This is a genomic window from Arthrobacter sp. EPSL27 (genome assembly GCF_001512305.1).
In the GTDB taxonomy this organism is placed as follows: domain Bacteria; phylum Actinomycetota; class Actinomycetes; order Actinomycetales; family Micrococcaceae; genus Arthrobacter.
The window spans coordinates 199,421-222,730 of the sequence record NZ_LNUT01000004.1 but is presented as its reverse complement, the minus strand read 5'-3'; the positions used below and the strand labels follow the sequence as shown (position 1 = coordinate 222,730).

Annotated in this window: 20 protein-coding genes and 1 tRNA gene; 9 read left to right on the top strand and 12 right to left on the bottom strand. The window is 66.4% G+C overall.

Annotated features, from left to right (window positions below):
* Window positions 1-39: 39 nt before the first annotated feature.
* Window positions 40-2,154, bottom strand: a complete 2,115-nt coding sequence (gene glgX, locus AR539_RS05820; protein WP_066433517.1) for a glycogen debranching protein GlgX — start codon at window positions 2,152-2,154, stop codon at window positions 40-42.
* Between the two features lie 114 nt (window positions 2,155-2,268).
* Here glgX and AR539_RS05815 point away from each other — a divergent pair, with 114 nt between their 5' ends.
* Entirely contained in the window at window positions 2,269-3,072 is an 804-nt protein-coding gene (locus tag AR539_RS05815; protein ID WP_066436138.1) for a carbon-nitrogen hydrolase family protein, read from the top strand.
* A 665-nt stretch (window positions 3,073-3,737) separates the two neighbouring features.
* Here the strand turns inward: AR539_RS05815 and rlmB are convergent.
* The 6 genes from rlmB to AR539_RS05785 form a co-directional block, all read right to left on the bottom strand.
* Window positions 3,738-4,724 carry a 23S rRNA (guanosine(2251)-2'-O)-methyltransferase RlmB gene (rlmB, locus tag AR539_RS05810; protein WP_066436135.1) on the bottom strand — a complete coding sequence of 329 codons (987 nt, stop codon included), beginning with the start codon at window positions 4,722-4,724 and terminating at the stop codon, window positions 3,738-3,740.
* Window positions 4,725-4,847: 123 nt separating this feature from the next.
* Complete coding sequence (cysS, locus tag AR539_RS05805; RefSeq protein WP_066433514.1) at window positions 4,848-6,314, bottom strand: cysteine--tRNA ligase; 1,467 nt, start codon at window positions 6,312-6,314, stop codon at window positions 4,848-4,850.
* A gap of 56 nt (window positions 6,315-6,370) precedes the next feature.
* Window positions 6,371-6,700, bottom strand: a complete 330-nt coding sequence (locus AR539_RS05800; protein WP_066433506.1) for a hypothetical protein — start codon at window positions 6,698-6,700, stop codon at window positions 6,371-6,373.
* Window positions 6,701-6,743: 43 nt separating this feature from the next.
* Complete coding sequence (gene ispF, locus AR539_RS05795) at window positions 6,744-7,280, bottom strand: 2-C-methyl-D-erythritol 2,4-cyclodiphosphate synthase (RefSeq protein ID WP_066433501.1); 537 nt, start codon at window positions 7,278-7,280, stop codon at window positions 6,744-6,746.
* Between the two features lie 2 nt (window positions 7,281-7,282).
* On the bottom strand, window positions 7,283-8,110 hold the full coding sequence (gene ispD / locus AR539_RS05790; protein ID WP_066436132.1) for a 2-C-methyl-D-erythritol 4-phosphate cytidylyltransferase: 828 nt from the start codon (window positions 8,108-8,110) through the stop codon (window positions 7,283-7,285).
* 119 nt (window positions 8,111-8,229) lie between these two features.
* Window positions 8,230-8,712, bottom strand: a complete 483-nt coding sequence (locus AR539_RS05785; protein WP_024367191.1) for a CarD family transcriptional regulator — start codon at window positions 8,710-8,712, stop codon at window positions 8,230-8,232.
* 316 nt (window positions 8,713-9,028) lie between these two features.
* Between AR539_RS05785 and AR539_RS05780 the strand changes: the two genes are divergently transcribed.
* Window positions 9,029-9,571: a hypothetical protein gene (locus AR539_RS05780; RefSeq protein ID WP_066433498.1), complete on the top strand. Its 543-nt coding sequence runs from the start codon at window positions 9,029-9,031 to the stop codon at window positions 9,569-9,571.
* A gap of 70 nt (window positions 9,572-9,641) precedes the next feature.
* On the opposite strand, the gene AR539_RS05775 is transcribed toward AR539_RS05780, so the two are convergent.
* Window positions 9,642-10,322, bottom strand: a complete 681-nt coding sequence (locus AR539_RS05775) for a response regulator transcription factor (protein WP_066433497.1) — start codon at window positions 10,320-10,322, stop codon at window positions 9,642-9,644.
* Entirely contained in the window at window positions 10,319-11,521 is a 1,203-nt protein-coding gene (locus AR539_RS05770; RefSeq protein WP_066433494.1) for a sensor histidine kinase, read from the bottom strand. The genes AR539_RS05775 and AR539_RS05770 overlap by 4 nt, the downstream gene beginning before the upstream one ends.
* Window positions 11,522-11,728: 207 nt before the next feature.
* Between AR539_RS05770 and phoU the strand changes: the two genes are divergently transcribed.
* A complete protein-coding gene (gene phoU / locus AR539_RS05765; protein ID WP_066433491.1) occupies window positions 11,729-12,391 on the top strand; it encodes a phosphate signaling complex protein PhoU in 663 nt (220 codons plus the stop codon).
* 81 nt (window positions 12,392-12,472) lie between these two features.
* Here phoU and AR539_RS05760 read toward each other — a convergent pair whose 3' ends face one another.
* Entirely contained in the window at window positions 12,473-13,219 is a 747-nt protein-coding gene (locus tag AR539_RS05760) for a phosphoglyceromutase (RefSeq protein ID WP_066433489.1), read from the bottom strand.
* A gap of 144 nt (window positions 13,220-13,363) precedes the next feature.
* On the opposite strand from AR539_RS05760, the gene AR539_RS05755 reads away from it, so the two are divergent.
* Complete coding sequence (locus tag AR539_RS05755) at window positions 13,364-14,269, top strand: class I SAM-dependent methyltransferase (RefSeq protein WP_442854401.1); 906 nt, start codon at window positions 13,364-13,366, stop codon at window positions 14,267-14,269.
* Between the two features lie 146 nt (window positions 14,270-14,415).
* Here AR539_RS05755 and AR539_RS05750 read toward each other — a convergent pair whose 3' ends face one another.
* Complete coding sequence (locus tag AR539_RS05750) at window positions 14,416-14,769, bottom strand: DUF2516 family protein (protein WP_066433487.1); 354 nt, start codon at window positions 14,767-14,769, stop codon at window positions 14,416-14,418.
* Between the two features lie 9 nt (window positions 14,770-14,778).
* On the bottom strand, window positions 14,779-15,990 hold the full coding sequence (locus AR539_RS05745; protein WP_066433484.1) for a trans-sulfuration enzyme family protein: 1,212 nt from the start codon (window positions 15,988-15,990) through the stop codon (window positions 14,779-14,781).
* 87 nt (window positions 15,991-16,077) lie between these two features.
* Between AR539_RS05745 and tmk the strand changes: the two genes are divergently transcribed.
* The 5 genes from tmk to AR539_RS19305 all read left to right on the top strand — a co-directional run bounded on the left by tmk (window position 16,078) and on the right by AR539_RS19305 (window position 23,180).
* Window positions 16,078-16,734 (top strand): dTMP kinase, encoded by a 657-nt coding sequence (gene tmk, locus AR539_RS05740; RefSeq protein WP_066433481.1) that lies wholly within the window; start codon window positions 16,078-16,080, stop codon window positions 16,732-16,734.
* Complete coding sequence (locus AR539_RS05735; protein WP_066433480.1) at window positions 16,731-17,873, top strand: DNA polymerase III subunit delta'; 1,143 nt, start codon at window positions 16,731-16,733, stop codon at window positions 17,871-17,873. The genes tmk and AR539_RS05735 overlap by 4 nt, the downstream gene beginning before the upstream one ends.
* 104 nt (window positions 17,874-17,977) lie before the next feature.
* The gene (locus AR539_RS05730; protein WP_066433479.1) at window positions 17,978-19,546 is read left to right on the top strand and encodes an alpha/beta hydrolase; all 1,569 of its coding nucleotides are present in this window, start codon (window positions 17,978-17,980) and stop codon (window positions 19,544-19,546) included.
* A gap of 94 nt (window positions 19,547-19,640) precedes the next feature.
* Window positions 19,641-19,713, top strand: a tRNA-Thr gene (locus AR539_RS05725).
* Between the two features lie 557 nt (window positions 19,714-20,270).
* Window positions 20,271-23,180, top strand: a complete 2,910-nt coding sequence (locus tag AR539_RS19305) for a type ISP restriction/modification enzyme (protein ID WP_197410569.1) — start codon at window positions 20,271-20,273, stop codon at window positions 23,178-23,180.
* Window positions 23,181-23,310: the final 130 nt, after the last annotated feature.

The window sequence follows — 23,310 nt, the reverse complement described above, 5'->3', positions numbered from 1 at the left end:
TGGTTGCCGTTCCGCCGTGCCCGGATGGGCCCCGCCGGACTACGTGCGGTAGATGTTGATGGAGTTGGCCTGCACCACGTCCCGCTCGCCCGCGGCGACCCGGATGCCCTGGCGCCGGTCGTGGAGCTCGGAGGTGGTCAGGCGCAGCTCGAAGAGCCGGTGGCCGGTGCCGTCCTCGTTGCTGAGCGGCGGCAGGGTGACCTTGACGTCCCGGGGGCTGCCGTTGACCACCACCAGCCCGTCCACGTGGCCGTCGTCGGACCCCAGGAGCAGCTGCACCAGCCGGTGGCCGGGATCGTGCCACCGGTCGCCTCCCATGGGCTCGCCGTTCTCGTCGAACCAGTGGAAGTAGGACTGCTTTTCACGTGTGGGGTAGTCGTGCGGCTGCCCGGCCAGGAACTCCTTGCGGAGCCGGATCACGCGCTTGGTGCTGCGCAGCATCGCGTGCGACGCGGGCGTGCTGGTCCAGTCAATCCAGGTGATGGGGTTGTCCTGGCAGTAGGCATTGTTGTTGCCCTGCTGCGTGCGGCCGATCTCGTCCCCGGCGGTGATCATGGGCACGCCCTGGGACACCATAAGCGAGGCCATGAGGTTGCGGCTGGACTGCGCCCGGCGGCCGAGGACGTCCTCGTCCTCCGTGGGGCCCTCGAAGCCGTGGTTGTAGCTGCGGTTGTCGCCGTGGCCGTCCCGGTTCTGCTCCCCGTTGGCCTCGTTGTGCTTGCGGTCGTAGGACACGAGGTCGGCGAGCGTGAACCCGTCGTGGGCGGTGACCAGGTTGACGGAGGCCAGCCGCGACCGGCCGGACGGTTCGAAGAGGCTCGCGGAGCCGGAGAGCGCATCCGCGAGGCGGGCCACCGAACCGCCCTGCCCGCCGGCGTCGATCGCTGCGCGGTCGGCGAGCCAGAAGCTGCGCACGGCGTCGCGGAAGTGGTCGTTCCAGTCCACCCAGCCGGGCGGGAACCGGCCGGTCTGCCAGCCACCGTAGCCGACGTCCCAGGGCTCGGCGATGAGCTTCGTCGCGGACAGCACCGGGTCGGCACCGATTGCGACGAGGAACGGGTGCCGGGGGTCGAATTCGTTCGCTGCGTTGCGGGCCAGCGTGACCGCGAGGTCGAAGCGGAACCCGTCGATGTGGAATTCGTTCACCCAGTAGCGCAGGGAATCCAGGACCAGCTGGACCACGCGGGGCTCGCCGAAGTTCAGGCTGTTGCCGCAGCCGGTGGTGTCCACGTACTTGCCGTGGCCGTCGTTGCGGTAGTACGTCATCTCGCCTAGGCCGCGGAAGCTGAGCGTGCGGCCGTCCTGGCCGCCCTCCGCCGTGTGGTTGTAGACGACGTCGAGCACCACCTCGAGGCCCGCCGCGTGCAGCAGCTTGACCATGCCCTTGAACTCGTCCTGGACGGCCTGCGCCCCCGCGGCCTGTGCCGCCTCGGTGGCGTAGCCGGGGTGCGGGGCGAAGAACGCGGCGGTGTTGTAGCCCCAGTAGTTCGTCATACCGAGGTTCTGCAGGTGCGGTTCGTCCACGTGGAAGTGCACCGGGAGGAGCTGGACGGTGGTGACCCCCAGCGAGATCAGGTGCTCGATCATGGCGGGGTGCGCCAGTCCGGCGTAGGTGCCCTGGAGGTCCTCGGGGACGTCCGGGTGCAGCTTGGTCTGGCCGCGGACGTGGGCCTCGTAGATGATGGTGTTCCGCCACGGCACCCGGGGGCTGCGGTCGGCGCCCCAGTCGAAGCCGCTGTCCATCCGGACGCTGGTGATGAGATTCTCGCGCTCGTCCACGGCCCGGCCGTAAGGGTCCAGCAGGAGCGGCTGCGCGCCGTCGGCGTCGAAGTCCGTGGCGGGCATGGAGAGCGGCAGCGCCTCATGCTCCGGGGACGCCCGGAAACCGTAGCGCGACCCGACCGGGATGCCCTCGACGATGCCGTGGTGGACGCCGTCGGTCACATTGGGCAGCGTTTTCAGCTGCCACGCCCCGCCGGGCGCCTGGTAGGCGATCTCCAAAGTGGTCACACCGGGCGCGAAAACCGCCACGTTCGCGAAGGCACCCCGAGGATCGTCCATTACCGGCGAACCGGTGGCCGGAACGCTGATTCCCAGCGGAAACGCACGGGAGGCGTCTACGGTGGAAGCTGTGTCTACGTAGGGCATGACCATTGCTTAAAGTTTAGCGGGGCCGAACAAACGGCCCGTTCCGGTTTAACTGACGATAGGCAGTGTACGTAACAGGGGCACTGCATACTGGAATCAACGCCGAAAATGGAGGTAACAGTGCGGATTGCACTCGCTCAGATCATCACCGGACGCGACCTTGCCGAGAATCTGGCCCTTGTGGCGGACTACGCGGCGCGGGCCAAGGCCGGCGGTGCGGAGCTGGTGGTCTTCCCGGAAGCCACCATGCGGGCCTTCGGCAACTCGCTGCTGGACATCGCGGAGCCGCTGGACGGGCCGTGGGCCTCCCGGGTGCGGGCCATCGCCGCGGACCAGGACATCGTGATCGTCGCGGGGATGTTTACCCCAGGCCAGGGGAACGACGGCGGCAAGGTGCGCAACACGCTGCTGGTCACCGGCCGGGGCCTTGAGGCCAGCTACGACAAGATCCACCTGTTTGACGCCTTCGGCTTCGCGGAATCCGACACAGTCGACGCCGGCACCGAACCGGTCACCTTCGACTACAACGGCGCCACCTTTGGCCTGGCCACCTGCTACGACATCCGTTTCCCGGCACTGTTCACCGAGAACGCCGACCGCGGCGCCGAGGTCAACATCGTGTGCGCCTCCTGGGGTTCCGGCCCCGGCAAGGCCGACCAGTGGAAACTCCTGGCCCGCGCCCGCGCCGCCGACTCCACCACCTTCGTCCTCGCCTGCGGCCAGGGCGACCCCGCCAGCGTTGGTCTCGAGCCCAAGGGCACGGCACCCACCGGCGTCGGGCACTCCGCCGTCGTCTCCCCCTTCGGCGAAGTCCTCGAAGAGCTCGACGGCGCCCCCGGCCTGCTGTTCGCCGACCTGGACCCCGCAGCCGTCAAGGAAGCCCGCACCAAGCTCCCGGTCCTCGCCAACCGCCACAAGTTCTAACGCAGCCGCGGGTTCGCCCGAGGTCACCTTCCCTTTGGTCACCGTCCCCGGACACCGGCGCCTTGCCGTCGCCTAGACACCTCCCGCCGCTCTCTCCGGCCGCGGACGGCCTCCGAGAGCTCTGGTCGGCGATGCGCTCCTTAGCAAGCCCCCGGCGCCCGCACGCAGTCAGCACACCCTGACATGAGGTGCTTCGGACAAACGACGCTCCCTCACCTTTGGCTGTTCTACCGGCAACCCTCCCTCACCTTTCGCCGTTAAACGGAAAACGCTCCCTCACTAAATGTGAGAAAGCGTTTCCTTGGTTCTCGCCAAAGGTGAGAGAGCGTCCGACATCCGGCCGCCAAAGGTGAGAGAGCGTCCGACATCCGGCCGCCAAAGGTGAGGGAGCGTTTGGTCAATTCCCGCCAAAGGTGAGGGAGCGTCTGAGCTGGTACCGGAGTTTTGCAAGGAGCGCATCGCCGACCAGAGCGGAGCGAGGCCACCCGCGGCCGAGCGGAGCGTCGGGAGGAAGGGAAGCCCCGCGGGCCCCGAACTGAGCTTGCGAAGTTTGGGAAGGGGCTGACCGCTAAGCGACGGCAAAGCTCCGGTGACGGCGAAACCCGGCGACGGGAAAGCTCCGGTTCCGGCGGACCCAACCGCCGCAACCGGAACGCAACCGAAGCTTACTTGGCGGCTCGCTGGCGGGAGATTTCGTAGAGGGAGATACCGACGGCCATGGAGGCGTTGAGGGATTCCATGGCGGAGTCGATCGGGATGGAGACGATCTGGTCGCAGTTTTCGCGGACCAGGCGGCTGAGGCCCTTGCCTTCGGAGCCGACCACGATGCAGACCGGTTCGGTGGCGAGGGTGAGGTCGGGCAGCGAGACGTCGCCGTCGCCGTCGAGGCCCAGGACATAGATGCCCATGTTCTTGAAGGCCTTCAGGGTGTTGTTCAGGTTGGCGGCGCGTGCCACGGGGACGCGGACGGCGGCACCGGCGCTGGTCTTCCAGGCGGAGGCGGTGACGCCGACGGAGCGGCGTTCCGGGACAATGACGCCGTGGCCGCTGAACGCGGAGACCGAGCGGATAATCGCGCCGAGGTTGCGCGGATCGGTGATGCCGTCGAGGGCGACGAAGAGGGGCGCGTTGGCGACGTGGCCCTTCTTCCAGGCCTCGATGGTTTCTTCCGCGAGCTCGTAGGCGTCCTGGTATTCGTACGGCGGGATCTGCAGCACCAGGCCCTGGTGGATGGCGTCGTCGGTCATCCGGTCCAGCTCAGGCTTGCCGGTTTCGAGCAGCGGGATGCCGCGCTCGGCCGCGAGCTTGAGGGACTCCTTGACGCGGTCATCCATTTCGATGCGGATGGCGACGTGCAGGGCCTTGGCCGGGATGCCGGCGCGCAGCGCCTCGACGACGGAGTTGCGGCCGGTGACCACTTCTTCCGTGGCGCGGCCCTTGGGGCCGGAGCGTGCGCCGGCGTTGCGGGGAGCGCCGGGGCGCTTCGCGGCCGAACGCTCGGCGAGCTGCTTGTTCTTGTGGGCCTTGTGGTACGGGCGGTCCTCCGCCTTGGGCGTCGGCCCCTTGCCCTCGAGAGCCTTGCGGCCGTGACCGCCGGTTCCGACGGTGGGGCCCTTCTTCAGTTTGACCGACCGGCGACCGTTGTTGGCCATGATTTCCACCCTTTTAAATACGCGATTCGTTGATAAGTCTGAACTCCAGTCTACTGACTCGAGTTAAATCCTCGACCGCTTGGGATGGCGGGGCCGCGGTCCCGCACCGGGAAGGGCCCTGAATCAGCCGCGCTTGAGGCTCCAGCTGGCGCCGTCCGGGCCGTCCTCGACGACGACGCCGGCCGCGGCGAGGGTGTCGCGGATGGCGTCGGAGGCGGCCCAGTCCTTGCCGGCGCGGGCTTGGGCCCGGGCGGTGAGCTGGGCCTCGATCAGCACACCGAGGGCTTCAGAGCTTTGCTGGTCCACCGCGGGCCCGGCGGCGTCGTTGAGCCCCAGGACACGCAGCATGTCGGTGACGCCGGCGAGTGCCTGCCGGGCGTCGTCGAGCTCCCCCGCGGTGAGCGCCGTATTGCCGGCGCGGACGGTGTCGTGCAGGACCGCCAGTGCCTGCGGGACGTTGAGGTCGTCGTCCATCGCGGCAGCGAAAGCGTCCGGCACGGTGCCGTCGCTGGCGAAGCCAATGGCGGGAGATCCGCCGTCGGCGCCGGCAAGGGTCCGCAGGGCGCGGCTGATGAAGCCGTCGATGCGTTCGACGGCGGCCGCGGCCTCCTGCAGGGACGTCGGCTGGTAGTCCAGCACCGAACGGTAGTGCGCCTGGCCGAGGTAGTACCGGACCACGCGGGCCGGCGCGAGTTCCAGCATTTCGGCGGGGCTGATGGTGTTGCCGATGGACTTGGACATCTTCTCGCCGGCGTAGGTGACCATGCCGTTGTGCATCCAGAAGTTGGCGAAGCCGTGGCCGGCGGCCTGGGACTGGGCCATCTCGTTTTCGTGGTGCGGGAACCGGAGGTCCAGCCCGCCGCCGTGGATGTCGAACTCGGTGCCGAGGTACTTGGTGACCATCGCGGAGCATTCGAGGTGCCAGCCCGGACGGCCGGTGCCCCACGGCGACGCCCAGGCCGCCGTCGCCGGCTCCCCCTCCTTGTGGCCCTTCCAGAGCGCGAAGTCGCGGGGGTCCCGCTTTCCGCGGGGATCGGCGTCGGGGGCGCCCTGCATGTCGTCGATCTTCTGCCGGGTCAGCGATCCGTAGTTGGCCCAGGAGCGCACGTCGAAGTACACGTCGCCGGAATCGTCGAGGGCGGGGTAGGCGTGGCCGCGGTCGATCAGCTGCTGGATGAGGGCGTGCATTTCCGGGATGTGGCCGGTGGCCCGGGGTTCGTAGGTGGGGCGGGAGACGCCCAGGGTGTCGTAGGCCTTGAGGAATTCCTGCTCGTACCGGTAGGCCAGCGCCCACCATTCCTCCTCGCGGACAGAGCCGGGCTCGTCCGCGAAGTCAGGGGCGAAGGAATCCGCCGACTTCGCGAGGATCTTGTCGTCGATGTCGGTGACGTTGCGGACCGAGGTGACGCGGAATCCGCGGTACTGCAGCCAGCGGGTGAGCTGGTCGAAGGCGATCGCGGAGCGGATGTGCCCGACGTGCGGCATGCCCTGCACCGTGGCGCCGCAGTAGTAGAGGCTCACTTTGCCCGGAACCAGGGGGACGAAGTCGCGGACTTCGGCGGATGCAGTGTCATAGAAGCGCAGGGTCACCGCTCCAGATTAGCCGATCGGTTCCGACGCCCGGGGTGCGGACGGCCCGCGGGCGCCTACTTGCAGTATTCGCCGATCTTGTTCATCTGGTCGGCGAGCTGCTTGGTCTGTTCCTCGCTCTTGGCGCCGAGCGAGGAACCGGCGACGTCCTTCATGACGTCCGCCATTTTCTGGATGGGCGCCGCCACCTCGGGGGCCACCTTGTCCGCGACTTCCTGGTAGTGCTTGGAAATCTGGTCCGCCTGCTGCTGCTGGTTTCCCGTGGGGACGAAGGTGTCCTGGTTGAGGAACGCGCAACTGTCCTGGACGCTCATCTTCGGCGTCGCGGCGCAGCCGGTCAGCAGCAGTCCAGCCACAAGGACGACGGCGGGCAGCAGCTTGGTCACGGGGAGTCTCCTGGTGTCTCGCGGAAGGGAATCTGCGTTAAGCCTAGGCGACGGACTCCGGGGACGCCGAGCGGACGGGGTACACCAGGGCTGTGGCCGTGGCCGAGATACCCTCGCCGCGGCCAGTGAAACCGAGCCCGTCGCTGGTGGTGGCCGAGACGCTGACGGGGGCGCCGGCGGCCTCGCTCAGGACCCGCTGGGATTCCTCCCGGCGGGGGCCGAACTTGGGCCGGTTGGCCACGAACTGCACGGCGATGTTCCCGATCTCGAAGCCTTCCGCGCGGACGATCCGCGCGGCTTCGGCCAGCAGGGTCACACCGGAGGCCCCGGCATACTCGGGGCGGTCGGTGCCGAAATGCGTCCCGAGGTCCCCCACGCCGCAGGCGGAGAACAGGGCGTCGGCGGCGGCGTGCGCGACGGGGTCGCCGTCGGAATGGCCGGAGAGCCCCCGTTCCCCGTCCCAGAACAGGCCGCCCAGCCAGAGCGGCTGGGGCGCGTCCTCCGGGGCGTAGGCGTGGACGTCGATGCCGATTCCGGTCCGGGGGATTACGGGCAGCGGGGTGCTGTGGTGGGAGGACATGCTCAGCCTTCCACCCACCGCGCGCCCAGCGGGCCTTCGAGGAGGCCCTCGGCGATGATCAGGTCCAGCGGGGTGGTGATCTTCAGCGACTGGCTTGCGCCGCGCACCGCGTGGACGGGGACGCCGAGGAGTTCCACGAGCATGGCGTCGTCGGTCACGGCAGCTGCCTGCGCGGCGTCGAGCGACGCCGCTGCGGCGTGGGCACTGCGGAGGGTGGCCAGCTGGAATCCCTGCGGCGTCTGGACCGCCCGCAGGGTCTCCCGGGCAGCGGTGCCGGTGACCAGCTCGGGGGCGGGCGCATCGGCCGCGGCAGGTTCCACGGTCTTGACGGTGTCGACCACGGGCATGACGGGGATGACGGCCTGGGCGCCGGCGGCGAGTGCGCGGGACACCCGGTGGAAGACGGCCTCCGGGGTCAGTGCGCGAGCAGCATCATGGACCAGGACCGCCTCGATCTCCGGCTGGAGCGCCTGCAGCGCTGCGCGGACCGAGTCGGCGCGGCTGGCGCCGCCGTCGACGACGGTCACCACGGGAAGCTGCCCGGCAGCCCCCGGAACGGGCGCCTGCGGGCCTTCCACCGCGAGCTCCCGCTCGAACGTTTCACAGAGGCCCCGGAGCTCCGGGTCCCCGGGCGGGATGGCGACGCAGATATGCTGTGCGACGCCTGCCGCGGCGACGCCCCGCAGGGCGTGGATGAGGATGCTGTCCCCGCCGAGGGGGACCTTGGCTTTGGGCATGCCGTAACCCAGGCGTTCGCCGGAGCCGGCGGCCACGACGATGACCGCGGTGAGGGGGCCGGCCGGTGGGGTGTTGGTCGGTGCAGAGTCCATGGCCACAAGACTACGTCCCGGCGTCCCGCTGCGGGCTACCTTGGGGTATCAGGACAAAAAAGAAACCCCGGCGGCCTTGTCGCCACCGGGGTTTAATTCTTGTCTGTTCGACTCGTTGCTTAGGAAGCCAGAACCTCGTCGAGAACGCTTGCGGCCTTCTCTTCATCAGTCTTCTCAGCCAGCGCCAGTTCTGAAATCAGAATCTGGCGGGCCTTGGCCAGCATGCGCTTCTCTCCTGCGGAGAGACCCCGATCGTGATCGCGGCGCCACAGGTCGCGGACGACCTCTGCCACCTTGATGACGTCACCGGAAGCAAGCTTCTCCAGGTTTGCCTTGTATCGACGCGACCAGTTGGTGGGCTCTTCAGTGAACTCGGCCCGCAGCACTTCAAACACGTGCTCCAGTCCTTCTTTGCCCACTACGTCACGAACCCCAACAAGGTCAACGTTTTCTGCTGGAACTTCAATGGTCAGATCACCCTGGGCCACCTTGAGCTTGAGATACATCTTCTCTTCGCCCTTGACAGTGCGCATCTTGATTTCTTCAATTTTTGCTGCACCGTGGTGAGGGTAAACTACTGTCTCGCCGACCTCAAAAACCATGTAAACATTCCCCTTTCCCGCAGACCAGTTTATCACGGATAAGGCATACGACTGGCATGGAACGGGCCGAAGAACCGCATGAATACGCGGAAAATGGGCCAAATCGGCCCTGCTGGACCCCTTGACGAAAGCGGATATTAGTGCATTGGCATGCCTTTGCCAAGAGTCCGCGGCAACCCCCAGCGGGCGCCCCGCCGGCCTCTGACCCGGGGCAATGTGTCCGCCCCGAATCATCGTTTGGCGCGGTTTGCCGATAGGCTATGGCTGAAGAATGTTCCAAGACTCTCAAGGAGTGCGTGACGTGGGTTTCACTGCGATGAACCGGGGCCAGCGCGGCAAGCTGGCAATGGCAACGGCTGCTCTGGGCATCGGCCTGCTGTCCGTGACCGGCTGCGGCTACATCAACCCCCAGCAGACCACCGCGTCGTATGCGGCGTCAGACGGAACGCAGGCCAACGTCGGCCCGCTCCAGCTGCGCAACATGCTGATCGTCTCCGGCGGCGAGGACAAGCCGGGCCGCGTGCTCGGCGCCGTCTACAACTCCTCCTCCGAGGACGTCACGCTGGTGATCGCCGGCGCCGGCGGGTCGCAGACGCAGATCCCGGTCAAGCAGAACTCCTACACACTGCTCAACGAATCCGCAGACGAGGCGATCCTCAGCACCACGGGCGGGGCCCCGGGATCCCTGGTCGAGGTCCGCATCTCCGAGGACGGCACCAACCAGAACACCACGTTCAAGGTTCCGGTCGTTGACGGCACCATCACCGACTACAAGCAGTACCTGCCGGCCGGCAGCGAGCCCACGGGCTCGGCCACGCCGACGTCCACCCCGTCGCCGACGGGCGGCGCAGACCACTAGCGTCCGCAGACGCAAAAGGAGGGGCACCCGTGCGGGTGCCCCTCCTTTTGTGTCTGACGGCCGGACCGGTTTAGGGGTCGAACTTGTATCCCAGGCCGCGGACGGTGATCAGGTGCCTGGGCGCCGAGGGGTCCGGTTCGACCTTGCTGCGCAGCCGCTTCACGTGGACGTCCAGGGTCTTCGTGTCCCCCACGTAATCCGATCCCCAGACCCTGTCGATCAGCTGCCCCCGGGTCAGCACCCGGCCGGAGTTCCGCAGCAGCATCTCCAGGAGCTCGAATTCCTTCAGCGGCAGCGAAACCTGCTCGCCGCTGACGGTGACCACGTGCCGTTCAATGTCCATCCGGACCGGGCCAGCCTGGACGGTGCTGGACACCAGCTCCTCCGGCTCGCCCTGGCGGCGCAGCACGGCCCGGACGCGGGCCACCAGCTCCCGGGACGAGTAGGGCTTGGTGACGTAGTCGTCGGCGCCCAGCTCCAGGCCCACCACCTTGTCGATTTCGGCGTCCTTTGCCGTCAGCATGATCACCGGCACCGACGAGCGCTGCCGCAGCTGCCGGCAGACTTCCGTGCCCGACTGTCCGGGCAGCTGCAGGTCCAGCAGCACCAGGTCGGCGCCGTTGCGGTCGAATTCGGTGATGGCGTCAATGCCGTTGTCCACCACCTCCACTTCGAATCCTTCCTTGCCCAACAGGTAGGACAGGGGGTCGCTGAAGGACTCCTCGTCCTCCACAACTAGAATCCTGCTCAAGCGGTAGCTCCTTGTTCATGGGCGCCTGCGGCGTCACTTCGGATCGGTTTGGGGTTCTGGGCGTCGGCGCCGTCAGGTTCCTGGCCTTCCAGTTCCGGAAGCCGGATGGTGAACGTGCAGCCCTGGCCCGGCTGTGACCACAGGGTCACTTCGCCGCCGTGGTTGGCGATGACGTGCTTGACGATGCTGAGGCCAAGGCCGGTTCCTCCGGTGTGGCGCGACCGTGCGGCGTCCACGCGGTAGAAGCGTTCAAAGACCCGTTCCTGGTCCTCGGGGCTGAGCCCCTCGCCCTGGTCCGTCACGGACACGGCCACGAGGCCGTCCTTGGACCGGATGCCGATCCCCACCCGGGTGTTCTCCGGGGAGTACCGGATGGCGTTGTCGATCAGGTTGCGCAGCGCCGTCACCAGTTGGTCCTGGTCGCCGTAGACCATCGAGTCGGTCCGGCCGCCGACCACAAGTTCGATGTTTTTGCTTTCGGCCGGCAGCTGGGACCGGTCCACGGCTTCGGCGACCACCGTGTTGATGTCCACGGCCCGTCCCTGCTGGGCGACGTTGGCGCCCTGCAGCCGGGACAATTCGATGATGTCCTGCACCAAGGCGGCCAGCCGGGCGGATTCCTTGTGCGTGCGTTTGGCGAAGCGGCGCACGGCCTCCGGATCGTCCGCCGAGGACTCCAGGGCCTCGGCCAGCAGCGAGATGGCTCCGACCGGCGTCTTCAGCTCATGGGAGACGTTGGCGACGAAGTCGTTCCGGACCTCCTCGGTGCGGGTGACCTCTGTCCGGTCGTCGGCGAGCAGCAGGATGTACTCTTCGGCGATCACGGCGGCCCGGACCTGGACCACGATGGTCCCCTGCCCCAGCGGGCCGCGCGGGAGTTCAAGGAGCCGTTCGAGGATGACCCCGTCGCGCCGCACCTTGGCGGTCATTTCCAGCAGCTGCTCGTGGACCAGGGTGTGGCCGCGCACCAGGCCGTAAGCGTAGGCGGCGGGGCTGGCACGGACAACGCCGTCGATCGCGTCGACCACCACAAAGGCGCGGCCGACGGCGGCCAGCACCTCGGCGGCGCCCTCAGGCAGCGAGGGGTCCTCGAACTCGACGTCCACCAGCTTCCGCTGCTGCTCGCTGACCCTGAACGCGAGCACGCCGAAGACGCCGAGCGACAGGCCGACCAGGCCGGCAATCACGCCGATGAGCATTGGATCCACGGCTCCAGCTTATGCTCTGCCCCGTGCCGGAAACTGAAATCTCCCCCTATTCCCGCCCCGGTTCAGCTAACGTTCACCTATTGGGGCGTAACAGTTCACCCGGCGCTGGAAGACTTGACCGTTGGAGCGCCGAGAGGTGAATCGAAATGGGCCGGCCACTCCTGGTGGCGGCATTGTTTCCGAAGAAAGGACGCACACGTGCGCAAGGTTTTTCAGGAAGAGCTCGTCCAAGTGGGGGAACAGCTCGTCGAAATCTCGAAGCTGGTCAGTGAGGCCATCGAGAAAGCCACGACTGCCTTTGACGGCGCCGACATTGATCTGGCCGAGGACGTCATCGCTGCCGATGCGCGGATCGACTTCCTGCAGAACAGCCTGGACGAGCGTGCCATCGACATCCTTGCCCTGCAGGGCCCGGTGGCCAGCGACCTGCGGATGATCGTGGGTTCCCTCCGGATGAGTGCCTCGCTGGAGCGCATGGGCGACCTGGCCCGCCACCTCGCCCAGCTGGCGCGCCTCCGCTACCCCTCGACCGTGATCCCCGAGCAGCTGCGCGGTACCTTCAAGAGCTTCGCTGAGCAGGACCTGTTCATCGCGGAGAAGCTGACCGTGCTGCTGGAAACCCGTGACCTGGAAGTGGCCCGGGACATCATGAAGGCGAACACCGTGGTGAACGACCTGCACCTGAGCGTCTTCAAGGCGATCGCCCGCAGCGACTGGCACGAGTCCCCCGCCACGACCGTCGACGTCGCGCTGGCCAGCCGCTACTTCGAGCGGTTCGCGGACCATGGCGTGTCCGTGGCGCAGAAGGTCACCTACCTGGTGACCGGCGCCTGGCAGCCGAACGGCATCGAACACATCTGATACTTCCAGCAATACGTACGACGCCGGCCGGTCACCTTGAGGGGTGACCGGCCGGCGTCGTTGGTGCGGTGGACCGAAAGGCTACTTCTTGCCCTGGTTCGCCACGGCCTGGATGGCTTCGGCGGCGGCCGCGGGATCGAGGTAGGTGCCGCCCGGGTTCAGCGGCTTGAAGTCATCGTCCAGGTCGTAGACCAGCGGGATGCCGGTGGGGATGTTCAGCCCGGCGATGGCTTCGTCGCTGATGCCGTCGAGGTGCTTGACGAGGGCGCGCAGGGAGTTTCCATGGGCCGTGACCAGCACGGTCTTGCCGGCCTTGAGGTCTGCCTTGATGTCCGACTCCCAGTAGGGCAGCAGGCGGACCAGGACGTCCTTGAGGCACTCGGTGCGGGGCAGCGCGTCGCCGAGGTCCGCGTAGCGGGGGTCGTGCGCCTGGGAGAACTCGGAGTTGTCATCGAGGGGCGGCGGCGGCGTGTCGTAGGACCGGCGCCAGGTCATGAACTGCTCTTCACCGTATTCGGCGAGGGTCTGGGCCTTGTCCTTGCCCTGGAGGGCGCCGTAGTGGCGCTCGTTGAGCCGCCAGTCGCGCTTCACGGGGATCCAGCCGCGGTCGGCCTTGTCGAGGGTGATGTTCGCCGTGTTGATGGCCCGCTTCAGCAGGGAGGTGTAGAGGACGTCCGGGAGGATGTTGTTCTCCACGAGAAGCTCGCCGCCGCGGACCGCCTCGGCCCGGCCCTGGTCGTTGAGGTCGACGTCCACCCAGCCGGTGAACAGGTTCTTGGCGTTCCATTCGCTGTGGCCGTGGCGCAGCAGAATCAGCTTGTAAGTCATGGTTTTCATCCTAGCGGAGCGGCTCCGGGCAGTGCCGCGCGTTACATCGGCCCCCGCAGGGCAGCGCGGGGTCAGTCCCTGCCCGTCCTGGGGCGCCGCATGGGCCGGGGCTGACCCCGCGTTGGAGGATAGGGTTGCTGTGTGGTGCAGAAGGCTGAGCGGGTGGTTTCCCCGCGTTCCCATCCCCTGGGGAAATCCGGCACGGGACAAACCGGCGGCGGCAAGTACGGGACGCCGGGCGGCGGAACCCGCGCGGGCCGGCCGGTGGGCAACATTACCCGCGGCACCACCAACCCCAACCGGATGCGGCGGGTGGACCGCTGGCTGACCGGACCGCAGGCGTGGCGGCTGCGCGCGGCCGCCGATCCCCTGGCCGTGGACCTGGGCTACGGAGCGTCCCCGGCCACCGCCGTCGAACTCTTTGAACGGCTGTCCGGTATCCGGCCGGACGTCCGTGTGGTGGGCGTCGAAATCGAGCCGGAGCGGGTCCGGCTCGCCAAGGAACTGGAACGGCCCGGCCTGAGCTTCCAGCTGGGCGGCTTCGAACTGCCGGTGCCCGGCAGGCCCGTCCTGGTGCGGGCGTTCAACGTGCTGCGGCAGTACGAAGAGGCCGACGTCGCGGCCATCTGGCGGCTGGTCCAGGACCGGCTGGCGCCGGACGGACTGTTCATTGACGGCACCTGCGACGAGATCGGCCGCCGGGCGACGTGGGTGGCGCTGGACGCGGAGCGGCCGCTGAGCCTGAGCCTGTCCGTGCGGTTCGGCAGTTTTGCGCTGCCCTCGGACGTGGCCGAGCGACTGCCGAAGGCCCTCATCCACCGGAACGTGCCGGGCGAGCGGATCCACGACTTCCTGCAGGCCATGGACCGGGCCTGGCTGGAGGCGGCACCGCTGGCCTCATTCGGCAACCGGCAGCGCTGGACCGCGATGTGCCGAGCACTGCGCGACGGCGGCTGGCCGGTGATGGACGGGCCGGCCAGGTGGCGGCTGGGCGAACTAACGGTCGGCTGGGAGGCTGTAGCGGGTGCCCACGCCGGCAGGGTTCCCTGAGCGAGCTTGCGAGCTAAGGGTGCCGGTGGCGGGGCACACGCCGGCAGGGTTCCCTGAGCGAGCTTGCGAGCTAAGGGTGCCGGTGGCGGGGCCCACGCCGGCAGGGTTCCCTGAGCGAGCTTGCGAGCTTAGGGTGCCGGTGGGGATTACCAGGGGCCGTAGGGGCCCATGTTGCGGCTGCCGCCGCGGCCGGCGTCTTTGACGGCCGGGCGGACATCGGCGAGGTACACGGATGCCGCGGTCACGGCGACGAGGCCGAACAGTCCCAGCGGGCCGAGGAGACCCCCGCCGCCGCCCAGCAGGGAGAGCAGGCCCACTGCCATGGCGCCGCCGGTGACGGCCAGCCAGAAGGTCTTGGTGCGCTTGGACACGGCCTCGAAGGCGTTCGCTTTGTGCCGCAGGCAGTCGAAGAACGCCCACACCTCAAGGGCGAGGGCTACCAGGGCCAGGAGAAAATAGATCCCTGTTTCGACATAGTAAATAAGCGCTCTTCCGTCCATCCCCCCAGCCTAGCCGCCCAGAGTGCCCAAGGCTTGCTCCAAATCGGCCCAAAGGTCTTCCACGTTTTCGATCCCGACGCTCAGCCGGACCAGGTTCTCCGGCACGCTCAACGGCTCGGCCGTATGCCGGCGCCGCCGCTCAATCAGGGACTCCACTCCGCCGAGCGAGGTGGCCGGCAGCCAAAGCTTCAGGGCACGGATCATCCGGTCCGCAGCTTCGGCGCCGCTCATGGCCCCGGTGCCGTTGCTGCTTCCGCTGCCGGCGACTGGGGCCATCTCGATGCAGAGGATGGAGCCGAACCCCTTCATCTGGCTCTTGGCCCGTTCGTGTCCGGGATCCGAGGCCAGCCCCGGGTAGCGGATGCTGCCGACCCGGGGGTGGGCGCTCAGCCGTTCAGCGAGCACCGCGGCCGAGGCCTGCGACCGCTCAACGCGCAGCGCCAGGGTGCGCAGGCCGCGCAAGGCCAGCCACGCCTCCATGGGACCGGCGATGGCGCCGTGGATGGTCCGATGGTGCAGGAGTGTGGAGCGGAGCCCGGCGTCGGACGTCACCAAGGCGCCCAGCACAACGTCGGAATGGCCGGACAGGTACTTGGTCACCGAGTGGAGGACGACGTCGGAACCCAGCGCCAGCGGCTGCTGCACGAGCGGGGTGGAGAAGGTGTTGTCCGTGACCACGATGGCGCCGGCTGCGTGCGCGGCGGCCGTCAGCTCCCGGATGTCCGCGACGCCGAGCATCGGGTTGGTGGGACTTTCCAGCCACAGCATGTCGGCGGGCCGCCCGTCCGCCGGGGCGAGCAGCGCCTTCACGGCGTCGGTGTCCGCGATGTCCACCGTGCGGAGCTCCAGGAACCCCTTCTCGGCAAGCTCCGTGGCCATCACCAGGGAACCGGCGTAGCTGTGCGAGGGCATCACCAGCACTCCCTGCGCCGGGACGAGGGACAGGGCCGAGCTGGCGGCGGCGAGGCCGGAGGCGTACAGAAGGCCGGGAAGCTCAGCGCCTTCCAGCTGGCCGAGGGCTTCCTCGAACGGGTCCCAGGTGGCGTTGGAGTAGCGGCCATAGCCCCGGTCGCCGTCGCCCAGCGGGCCCGTGCCGAAATAGGTCGAGGACAGCACCACCGGCGGGTTGACGGGCTGGTCGCGTTCCCGCGGCGGGCGGCCCGCCGCCACCACGACTGTTTCCGCGCTGAGCGCGGCTGCCTGTTCTTCGGAAAGACTCATGGTGACAGGGTACTTGGGCGTCCGGCAGGGCGCCGAAGGCGTTACGCCGGGGGCATTCGTGTCAGGGATTGTCGGTAGGCTAGAGAAGTGACCACCCAGAATTCCGGACTGTTCATCGCGTTCGAAGGCGGCGACGGTGCCGGCAAGTCAACCCAGGCGGCGGAGCTGGCCGCGGCCCTCGAGTCGCGAGGCTTTGCCGTGCTGCGGACCCGGGAACCCGGGGGCACCCCCATCGGGGAGAAACTGCGGTCCCTTGTGCTGGACCACGGCCACGGCCACATCGATGCCCACACCGAGGCCCTGATCTTCGCCGCCTCCCGCGCCGCCCACGCCAGCCAGGTCATCCGCCCCGCCCTCGAGCGCGGGGAGATCGTCCTTACCGACCGCTACATCGATTCCTCCGTCGCCTACCAGGGCGCCGGCCGCGACCTCGGCACCGACGCCGTCCGGGACATCAACCAGTGGGCCACCTCCGGCCTGCAGCCGGACCTGACCGTGCTGCTCGACGTCGAGCCGGAGGTCGGCCGCCGGCGCCGGACGGCGGGAGACGCGGCTGAGGACCGGCTGGAATCCGAGGCCGATGAATTCCACGCCAGGATCCGCACCGCCTTCCTCGACCTCGCTGCGGCCCGGCCGGAGCATTACCTGGTACTGCCCGCCCGCCTCCCTGTCGATGAGCTGGCCGCGAAGATCCTTGCCCGGGTCGAGTCCCTGCTGCCCCTTTCCCGGACGGTGGAGGCATGACCGTCTGGGACGACCTGCAGGGCCAGCCCGCCGTCGTGGACCAGCTGCGCCAGGCCGCCCAAGGCGATGGCCTGACCCATGCATGGTTGTTCACCGGCCCGCCGGGTTCCGGCCGGTCCAACGCGGCGAAGGCCTTTGCCGCCGCCCTGAACTGCGACCAGGACGACGTCGGCCAGCGCGGCTGCGGCGAGTGCGCGGCCTGCCAGACCATTCTGGGCGAGACGCACTCCGACGTCGCGTTTGTGCGCACCGAAAAGGTGACCATCACCATCGACGAAGCCCGCGACCTGGTGGCCACCGCCGGTAACCGGCCCTCCTCGGCACGCTGGCGCATCATTGTGGTGGAGGATGCGGACCGGATGGCCGAACGCACCACCAACGTGCTGCTCAAAGCCATCGAGGAACCCACTCCCCGCACCGTGTGGATGCTCTGCGCGCCCTCGCCCGCCGACGTCCTCGTCACCATCCGCTCGCGATGCCGCCCGGTCGCCTTGCGGCTCCCGCCCGCGGCCGACGTCGCGGCCCTGCTGGTCAAGCGCGACGGCATCGACCCGGCCGTCGCGCAACGCGCGGCGCGGGCGGCGCAAAGCCATGTCGGCATTGCCCGGCGCCTGGCACGGGACCCTGAAGCCCGCGAGCGGCGGCTCGCGACGGTGCGGTTTCCCCTGGGCCTCAGGGGTGTGACCGCCGCGGTGCTTATGGCCGAGAAACTGGTCAAGATCGCCACCGAGGAAGCCAACAGCTCGAACGAGGAGCGCGACGCCGCCGAAAAGGCCGCCCTGCTCGCCACCCTCGGAGCGCCCGAAAGCGGCACGCTGCCGCCCGCCATGCGGAGCCAGGTCAAACAGCTCGAGGATGACCAGAAGCGCCGCGCCAAGCGGTCGGTGACGGACTCCCTGGACCGCACCCTGACGGACCTGCTGTCCTTCTACCGGGATGTCCTGATCATCCAGATGGGGAACGCCGTCGAGCTGGTCAACGTTGAGCTTCAGAGTGAACTCGTTGAGTTCGCCCGCCACTCATCGCCCGAAACCACCCTTGCCCGCATGGACGCCATCAACAAGGCCCGCATACGGATCACCACTTCCAACGTGGCACCGCTGCTGGCCGTCGAGTCCATGGCCGCCAGCCTCATCTGAGGGATCATTAAGAGACCTCTTCCCGGTGAACCGACCGGCTGCCCTCCGCATCCGGCGGGAAGCAGCCGTCCGTCGCTCCGTTCCGATCCACCAAGGAGAACAGTATGAAGTCCGCACGAGCCGTGCCCGCCAGATCCCGGTCCCTAGCGATCGGCGTGCGGGCTGCCGGCGCCATGGCACTGGCCCTGGTGCTGTCCTCGTGCACGCTCTTCGGTGGCAACGGCGGGCAGAACAACAGCAGCAGCACGCCCAAGCCCGAAATCGCTGACGCCGCGCCTGCCGAGCTCCGCAGCTACTACACCCAGAAGGTCGACTGGGCCCCGTGCGAGTCCGACTTCCAGTGCGCCACCATCAAGGTCCCGCTGGATTACAGCAAGCCCGACGGCGACACCATCGGGATCGCAGCGCTCAAACTCCCCACGAAGAGCAACAACAAAAAGGGCAGCCTGCTGGTCAACCCGGGCGGCCCGGGCGGCTCCGGCTACGACTTCGTCCGGGACGCGGGCGCCACCAACATCTCGGAGAAAGTGCGCGCCAATTACGACATCGTGGGTTTTGACCCGCGCGGCGTGAAGCGCTCCGCCCCGGTCACCTGCCTCACCGACCAGGAGCGCGACGCCTCCCGGGAGAAGACCTACAAACTCGACACCGACGCCGGGCTGGCCGAGGCACTCGCCGACAACAAGGCCATCGCGGCCAAGTGTGCGGAGAAGACCGGCCCCGTCCTCGGCCACCTGGACACCGCAAGCGCTGCCAAGGACCTCGACATCCTGCGCGGGGTGCTCAACGACGAGAAGCTGAACTACCTCGGCTACTCCTACGGCACCTTCCTGGGCTCCACCTACGCTTCCCTCTTTCCGGACACGGTGGGCCGCATGGTCCTGGACGGGGCGATGGACCCCTCTCTGAGCTACGAGGAACTGACCAGCGGGCAGGCCAAGGCGTTCGAGAAGGCCATCCTGGCTTACGCGACGCACTGCCTCGAACAGAGCGGCTGCCCGCTCAGCGGCACCCCGGATGACGCCGTCGGGCAGATCCGGGACATCATCAACGCGGTGGAAGCGGATCCGCGGGCAGCGAAGGACGGCCGGATGGTCAACGCCTCCATGTTCGTCAGCGGATTCATCCTCCCGTTCTACAACGACGACAACTGGCCCCTGCTGACGCAGGCCCTGGGCAGCGCGATGAAGGGCGACGTGTCGCCGATGCTGCGGCTCGCCGACTTCGGCGCCGACCGCGAACCGGACGGCAGTTACTCCGCGAATTCGACCTTCGCCTTTACGGCCATCAACTGCCTGGACTACCCCATGGTGACGGACACGGAGGGGATGCGCGCGGACGAACAGCAGCTGCGCAAGGACTCCCCCACCCTCGGTTCCTACTTCGCGTACGGGGGCACCAGCTGCAAGGAGTGGCCGTACAAGAACGTCCGCACCCCGGCACCGGTTGACTACAAGGGCTCCACCGACATCCTCGTGATCGGCACCACCGGCGACCCGGCGACCCCGGTGGAGTGGGCCAGCGAGCTGCGCAAGCAGCTGGGCACCGCCTCCCTGCTGACGTGGGAGGGCGAGGGCCACACGGCCTACGGCCGCTCCAACGACTGCGTCGGCAACGCCGTGGACGGCTACCTCGTGGACGGCAAGACGCCCGCTGACAACACCGTCTGCTGAGCCGCACGGCCGCCATTTTGACCCGGGCCGGAGGACTCAACTACAGTTATCTCTGGCATGAAGCGCCCGGGCCTCCCGGACCATTCAGCCGGTTGCTTCCTTAGCTCAGTTGGTAGAGCGTCTCACTCGTAATGAGAAGGTCGCCAGTTCGATTCTGGCAGGAAGCTCAAGAAAAACCCCCGGAGATCAACGATTTCCGGGGGTTTTGGCTTGCTTGTGGACAAGCAGAGAATCTTATGCGTTCCTCGCTTTTTTGTCTGATTCCCAGCTCATTCGTCACTTTTTCGTCACCTACAGACAGGGCCACCGCACAGCCACAAGACCCTTTGAGGTAACACCCGACGCCACGATCAGCGCGGTCAAATGATGTGCTTCCACTTTGTGGCAGAGTGATTCCATGACTCTTGGGGAAGCCGCAGCAAAATACGTTCAGTCAATCGGATCCGCCGAATTGTCGGGGGTCGCCGCAGAGCCCGAAGCCCAGTTAACTGTGCCGGTCCATGACTTGCTAGTGTCAGTGGCGAGCAGTGGGGGTCTGGGCCGACTGGACCTGTTGCGGGAGGCCCAGTTAACCGGACTCCGTCCCGACTTCGCGGCCCTCTTGGATGGACGGGCATGCGGCTGGGTAGAGCTTAAGGCTCCGGGTCATTCCGTTGACGGCGAGCAATGGCGCGGCCGTGAGAAAAAGCAGTGGGCGCTGTTGGCGGAACTAGATTCGCTCATCGTGACGGATGGCGAGGCAGTCGCTCTCTACAACACCGGCGAAAAGGTCGCCGAGGCCTCCATGCCTGTCACCGCGGGGACTTGGGATCCGCAAGGCCTCATAGATCTTCTACGGCTATTTACCAGCGCTCGTCCACGAACAATAAAGAGGGTATCCGAGTTGTCGTCGCGCTTGGCGCCCCTCGCGAAGCTGCTTCGGGAACGCCTGCTGGCGGGTCTTCAGCCCGAAACGCTCGTTGCCCCAATCGAGGCAGCGAAGAAGGCATGGGCGACGAATGTTCACGAGGGCGTATCGGACAAGGATTTCGCTTCCGATCTGGCTCAAGTTGTTTCATACTCGTTGGCTATCGCGGCTCTGCGAGGCAAAGCCGACGCCAATAAGGACAATTTCTTGTCTTTGTCTGAAGCGCGAGATTTCCTTCGAGGACCCAACGGTGTGCTGGCGGCCGCTTTGGGGCCTGCTCTCGAAGTACCCGGTCTTTATCGTTCGTTGGCACCGGAAATCGGAGCGATCGAACGACTTGCGTCCGTCGTCGATGCCTCGGCGATAGCCAAATCAAAGGATTCCAGGGGCGAGCCTTGGCTTTGGTTTTATGAAGACTTTCTTGAGAAGTATGACGCTAAAGCACGAAAGGAAGCTGGGGTTTACTACACCCCAACCAAGATCGTTGAGTGCCAGGTTAGGCTCGTGGATTACATCCTGACAGAGGAGCTAGGCAAACCACTGAGCTTCGGCGACCAAGAAGTGGTGACCCTAGATCCCGCCACTGGTTCGGGCACGTATCCACTTGCAGTGCTGGATCAAGCTGCCGCTGTCGCAAAGCGAGAGCGCGGCGATGCTGGGCCTCAGCAGGTAGCCAAGTCGCTCGCTTCCAACGTGATGGCCTTCGAACTACTGCCTGGGCCGTACGCGGTTTCTCATCTGCGGATCGGACAGCGTCTTGCCGAGATGGCGGGGAGCCTAACCCCACCCGAAGAAGTTCGCGTCTACCTTACCGACACCCTCGAAGACCCCGTAGCTGCTCCCCCAACCCTGGGACTTTGGGGTGACGTTGCAGTGCTCGCCGAAGAACGGGCTAAGGCCGCAGACGTAAAGCGCCTTCAGCCGGTGACGGTAGTAATGGGAAATCCTCCATACAAACGCCGGACGGCCAGGTCCGGAGGCGGCTGGGTCGTTCATCCTGCGAGCGGACGTGCCTTGTTTGCCGATATCACCGAGTCTGCTCAGAGGCACGGCGTTATCTTCAGCGCCATGCGAAGCATCTACGACGACTACGTATATTTTTGGCGTTGGGCGGTTTGGAAGGCTTTCGAGCAGAACCCCAAAGCTCCGGCAGTAGTTTCCTTCATAACAAGTTCCTCATGGCTTCGTGGCCCGGCCTTCGTAGGGCTGAGGGAACTCGTCCGTTCCTTCGGAGACGAAGTCTGGGTAATCGACCTAGGTGGAGAGGGACGAGGAGCCCAGCGAGAAGAGAACGTTTTTTCAATTCAAACGGCGGTTTCGATCGTTACCATCTTCAGACGCGGTGAAACCAGCGAAGAGCCCGCACTCGTCAAATACCGTCGCGTCACAGGCACCGCGTCAAAGAAACTAACAGCCCTCGATTCGGTGCAAGCACCAGCAGTAGACCCGGACGGCTGGCTGACCCTGAGCATTGACGCAGGCGGAATAATGCTCCCCCCATCGGAAGATGACATTTGGGACGCCATGCCCGCCGTAACTGACGTGTTCCCCTGGCAGCAGCCGGGGGTCATCTTCGGGCGGTCTTGGGCTACTGCCCCGTCAGCTTCCGTGTTGAAGGAACGTTGGAAGTCCCTCTTGGCGCGAGTCGATGCCACGGAGCGGGCCGAGGCATTCGTGACGGCAACAACTGGTCGCAATATCCACACCACAGTGGCTGGATTACCACGCCTTTCCGACCTACCCAGCGATGCACCACACAAAGCAATTGTGAGGCTCGCCTACAGGAGCTTTGACGCCCAGTGGACCTTTCAGGATCCCCGAGTGGCGCTCCTCGAAAGGCCCTCACTTTGGGCAAGCGCTTCAGACAAGCAGGTATTCCTCTCCACGCTTGCTACGACGCCTCTAGGTAGCGGTCCGGCTTTAACGGCAAGCGTCCATGTTCCCGATTTCCATCACTTCAGTGGGCGCGGAGGGAAGGACGTAATACCTCTCTATCGAGATGCTGCAGGAGAACAACCAAATGTCACGTCGGGTCTTCTGGACTATGTGGGAAACCGACTAAATACGAAAATTTCTGCAGAGGATCTCGCAGCGTATACCTACGCAGTCATGGCACACCCGGCTTACGAGCGGATCTTCCACGAACAGCTATCACGTCCCGGTCCCCATCTTCCGCTTACGGCCAACCGAGATCTCTTCGACCAGGCTGTCAATTTGGGCCAGCAGCTCCTTTGGCTTCAGACCGGAGCGCAGCGCTTTCGTTCGCAGGAGAACAATCGGGGTAACCGAATCCCCAACATCGACGGCATCGGCTGGGACAAACCAGTCACTAAGCTGCCTGACTCGCGTCTCGACATTAGTTACGACGAAAACACGAACAGGCTTGAGATCGGAGATGGCTCCGTTACGGGGGTCCGCAAGGAGGTGTGGGAGTTTTCGGTTTCGGGCTTTCCCGTGGTGGAACGGTGGATTGGATCCCGTACAAGAAAAGGGGTGGGCCGTGCATCTAATCCCAAGCTCGCTACCCCGCTCGATCTCATCCGTCCCACCGAATGGGAGGACGCTTGGAACGGTGAACTCCTCGATTTGCTCCGGATGCTGACACACACGCTGGATCTATATCCCCTGCAGGAGGTCTTGCTCGAAAAAATTCTTGCGGATGGTCAGATCTCTGCAGAGGAACTGCCCAGTCCCTCACCTAATGAACGTGTTGCTCCCCGGGCATGAGACAGAGCGGACATGACGAAAATTTTGAGGGATGCGCAGCCAACCCTGGCTGGCGAGACAGGAAAGCGAGATGACGTTCGACCTCACCCCTGATCAGGTCTCGTTTATGGTTCAGTACGTCTCCTCCGTG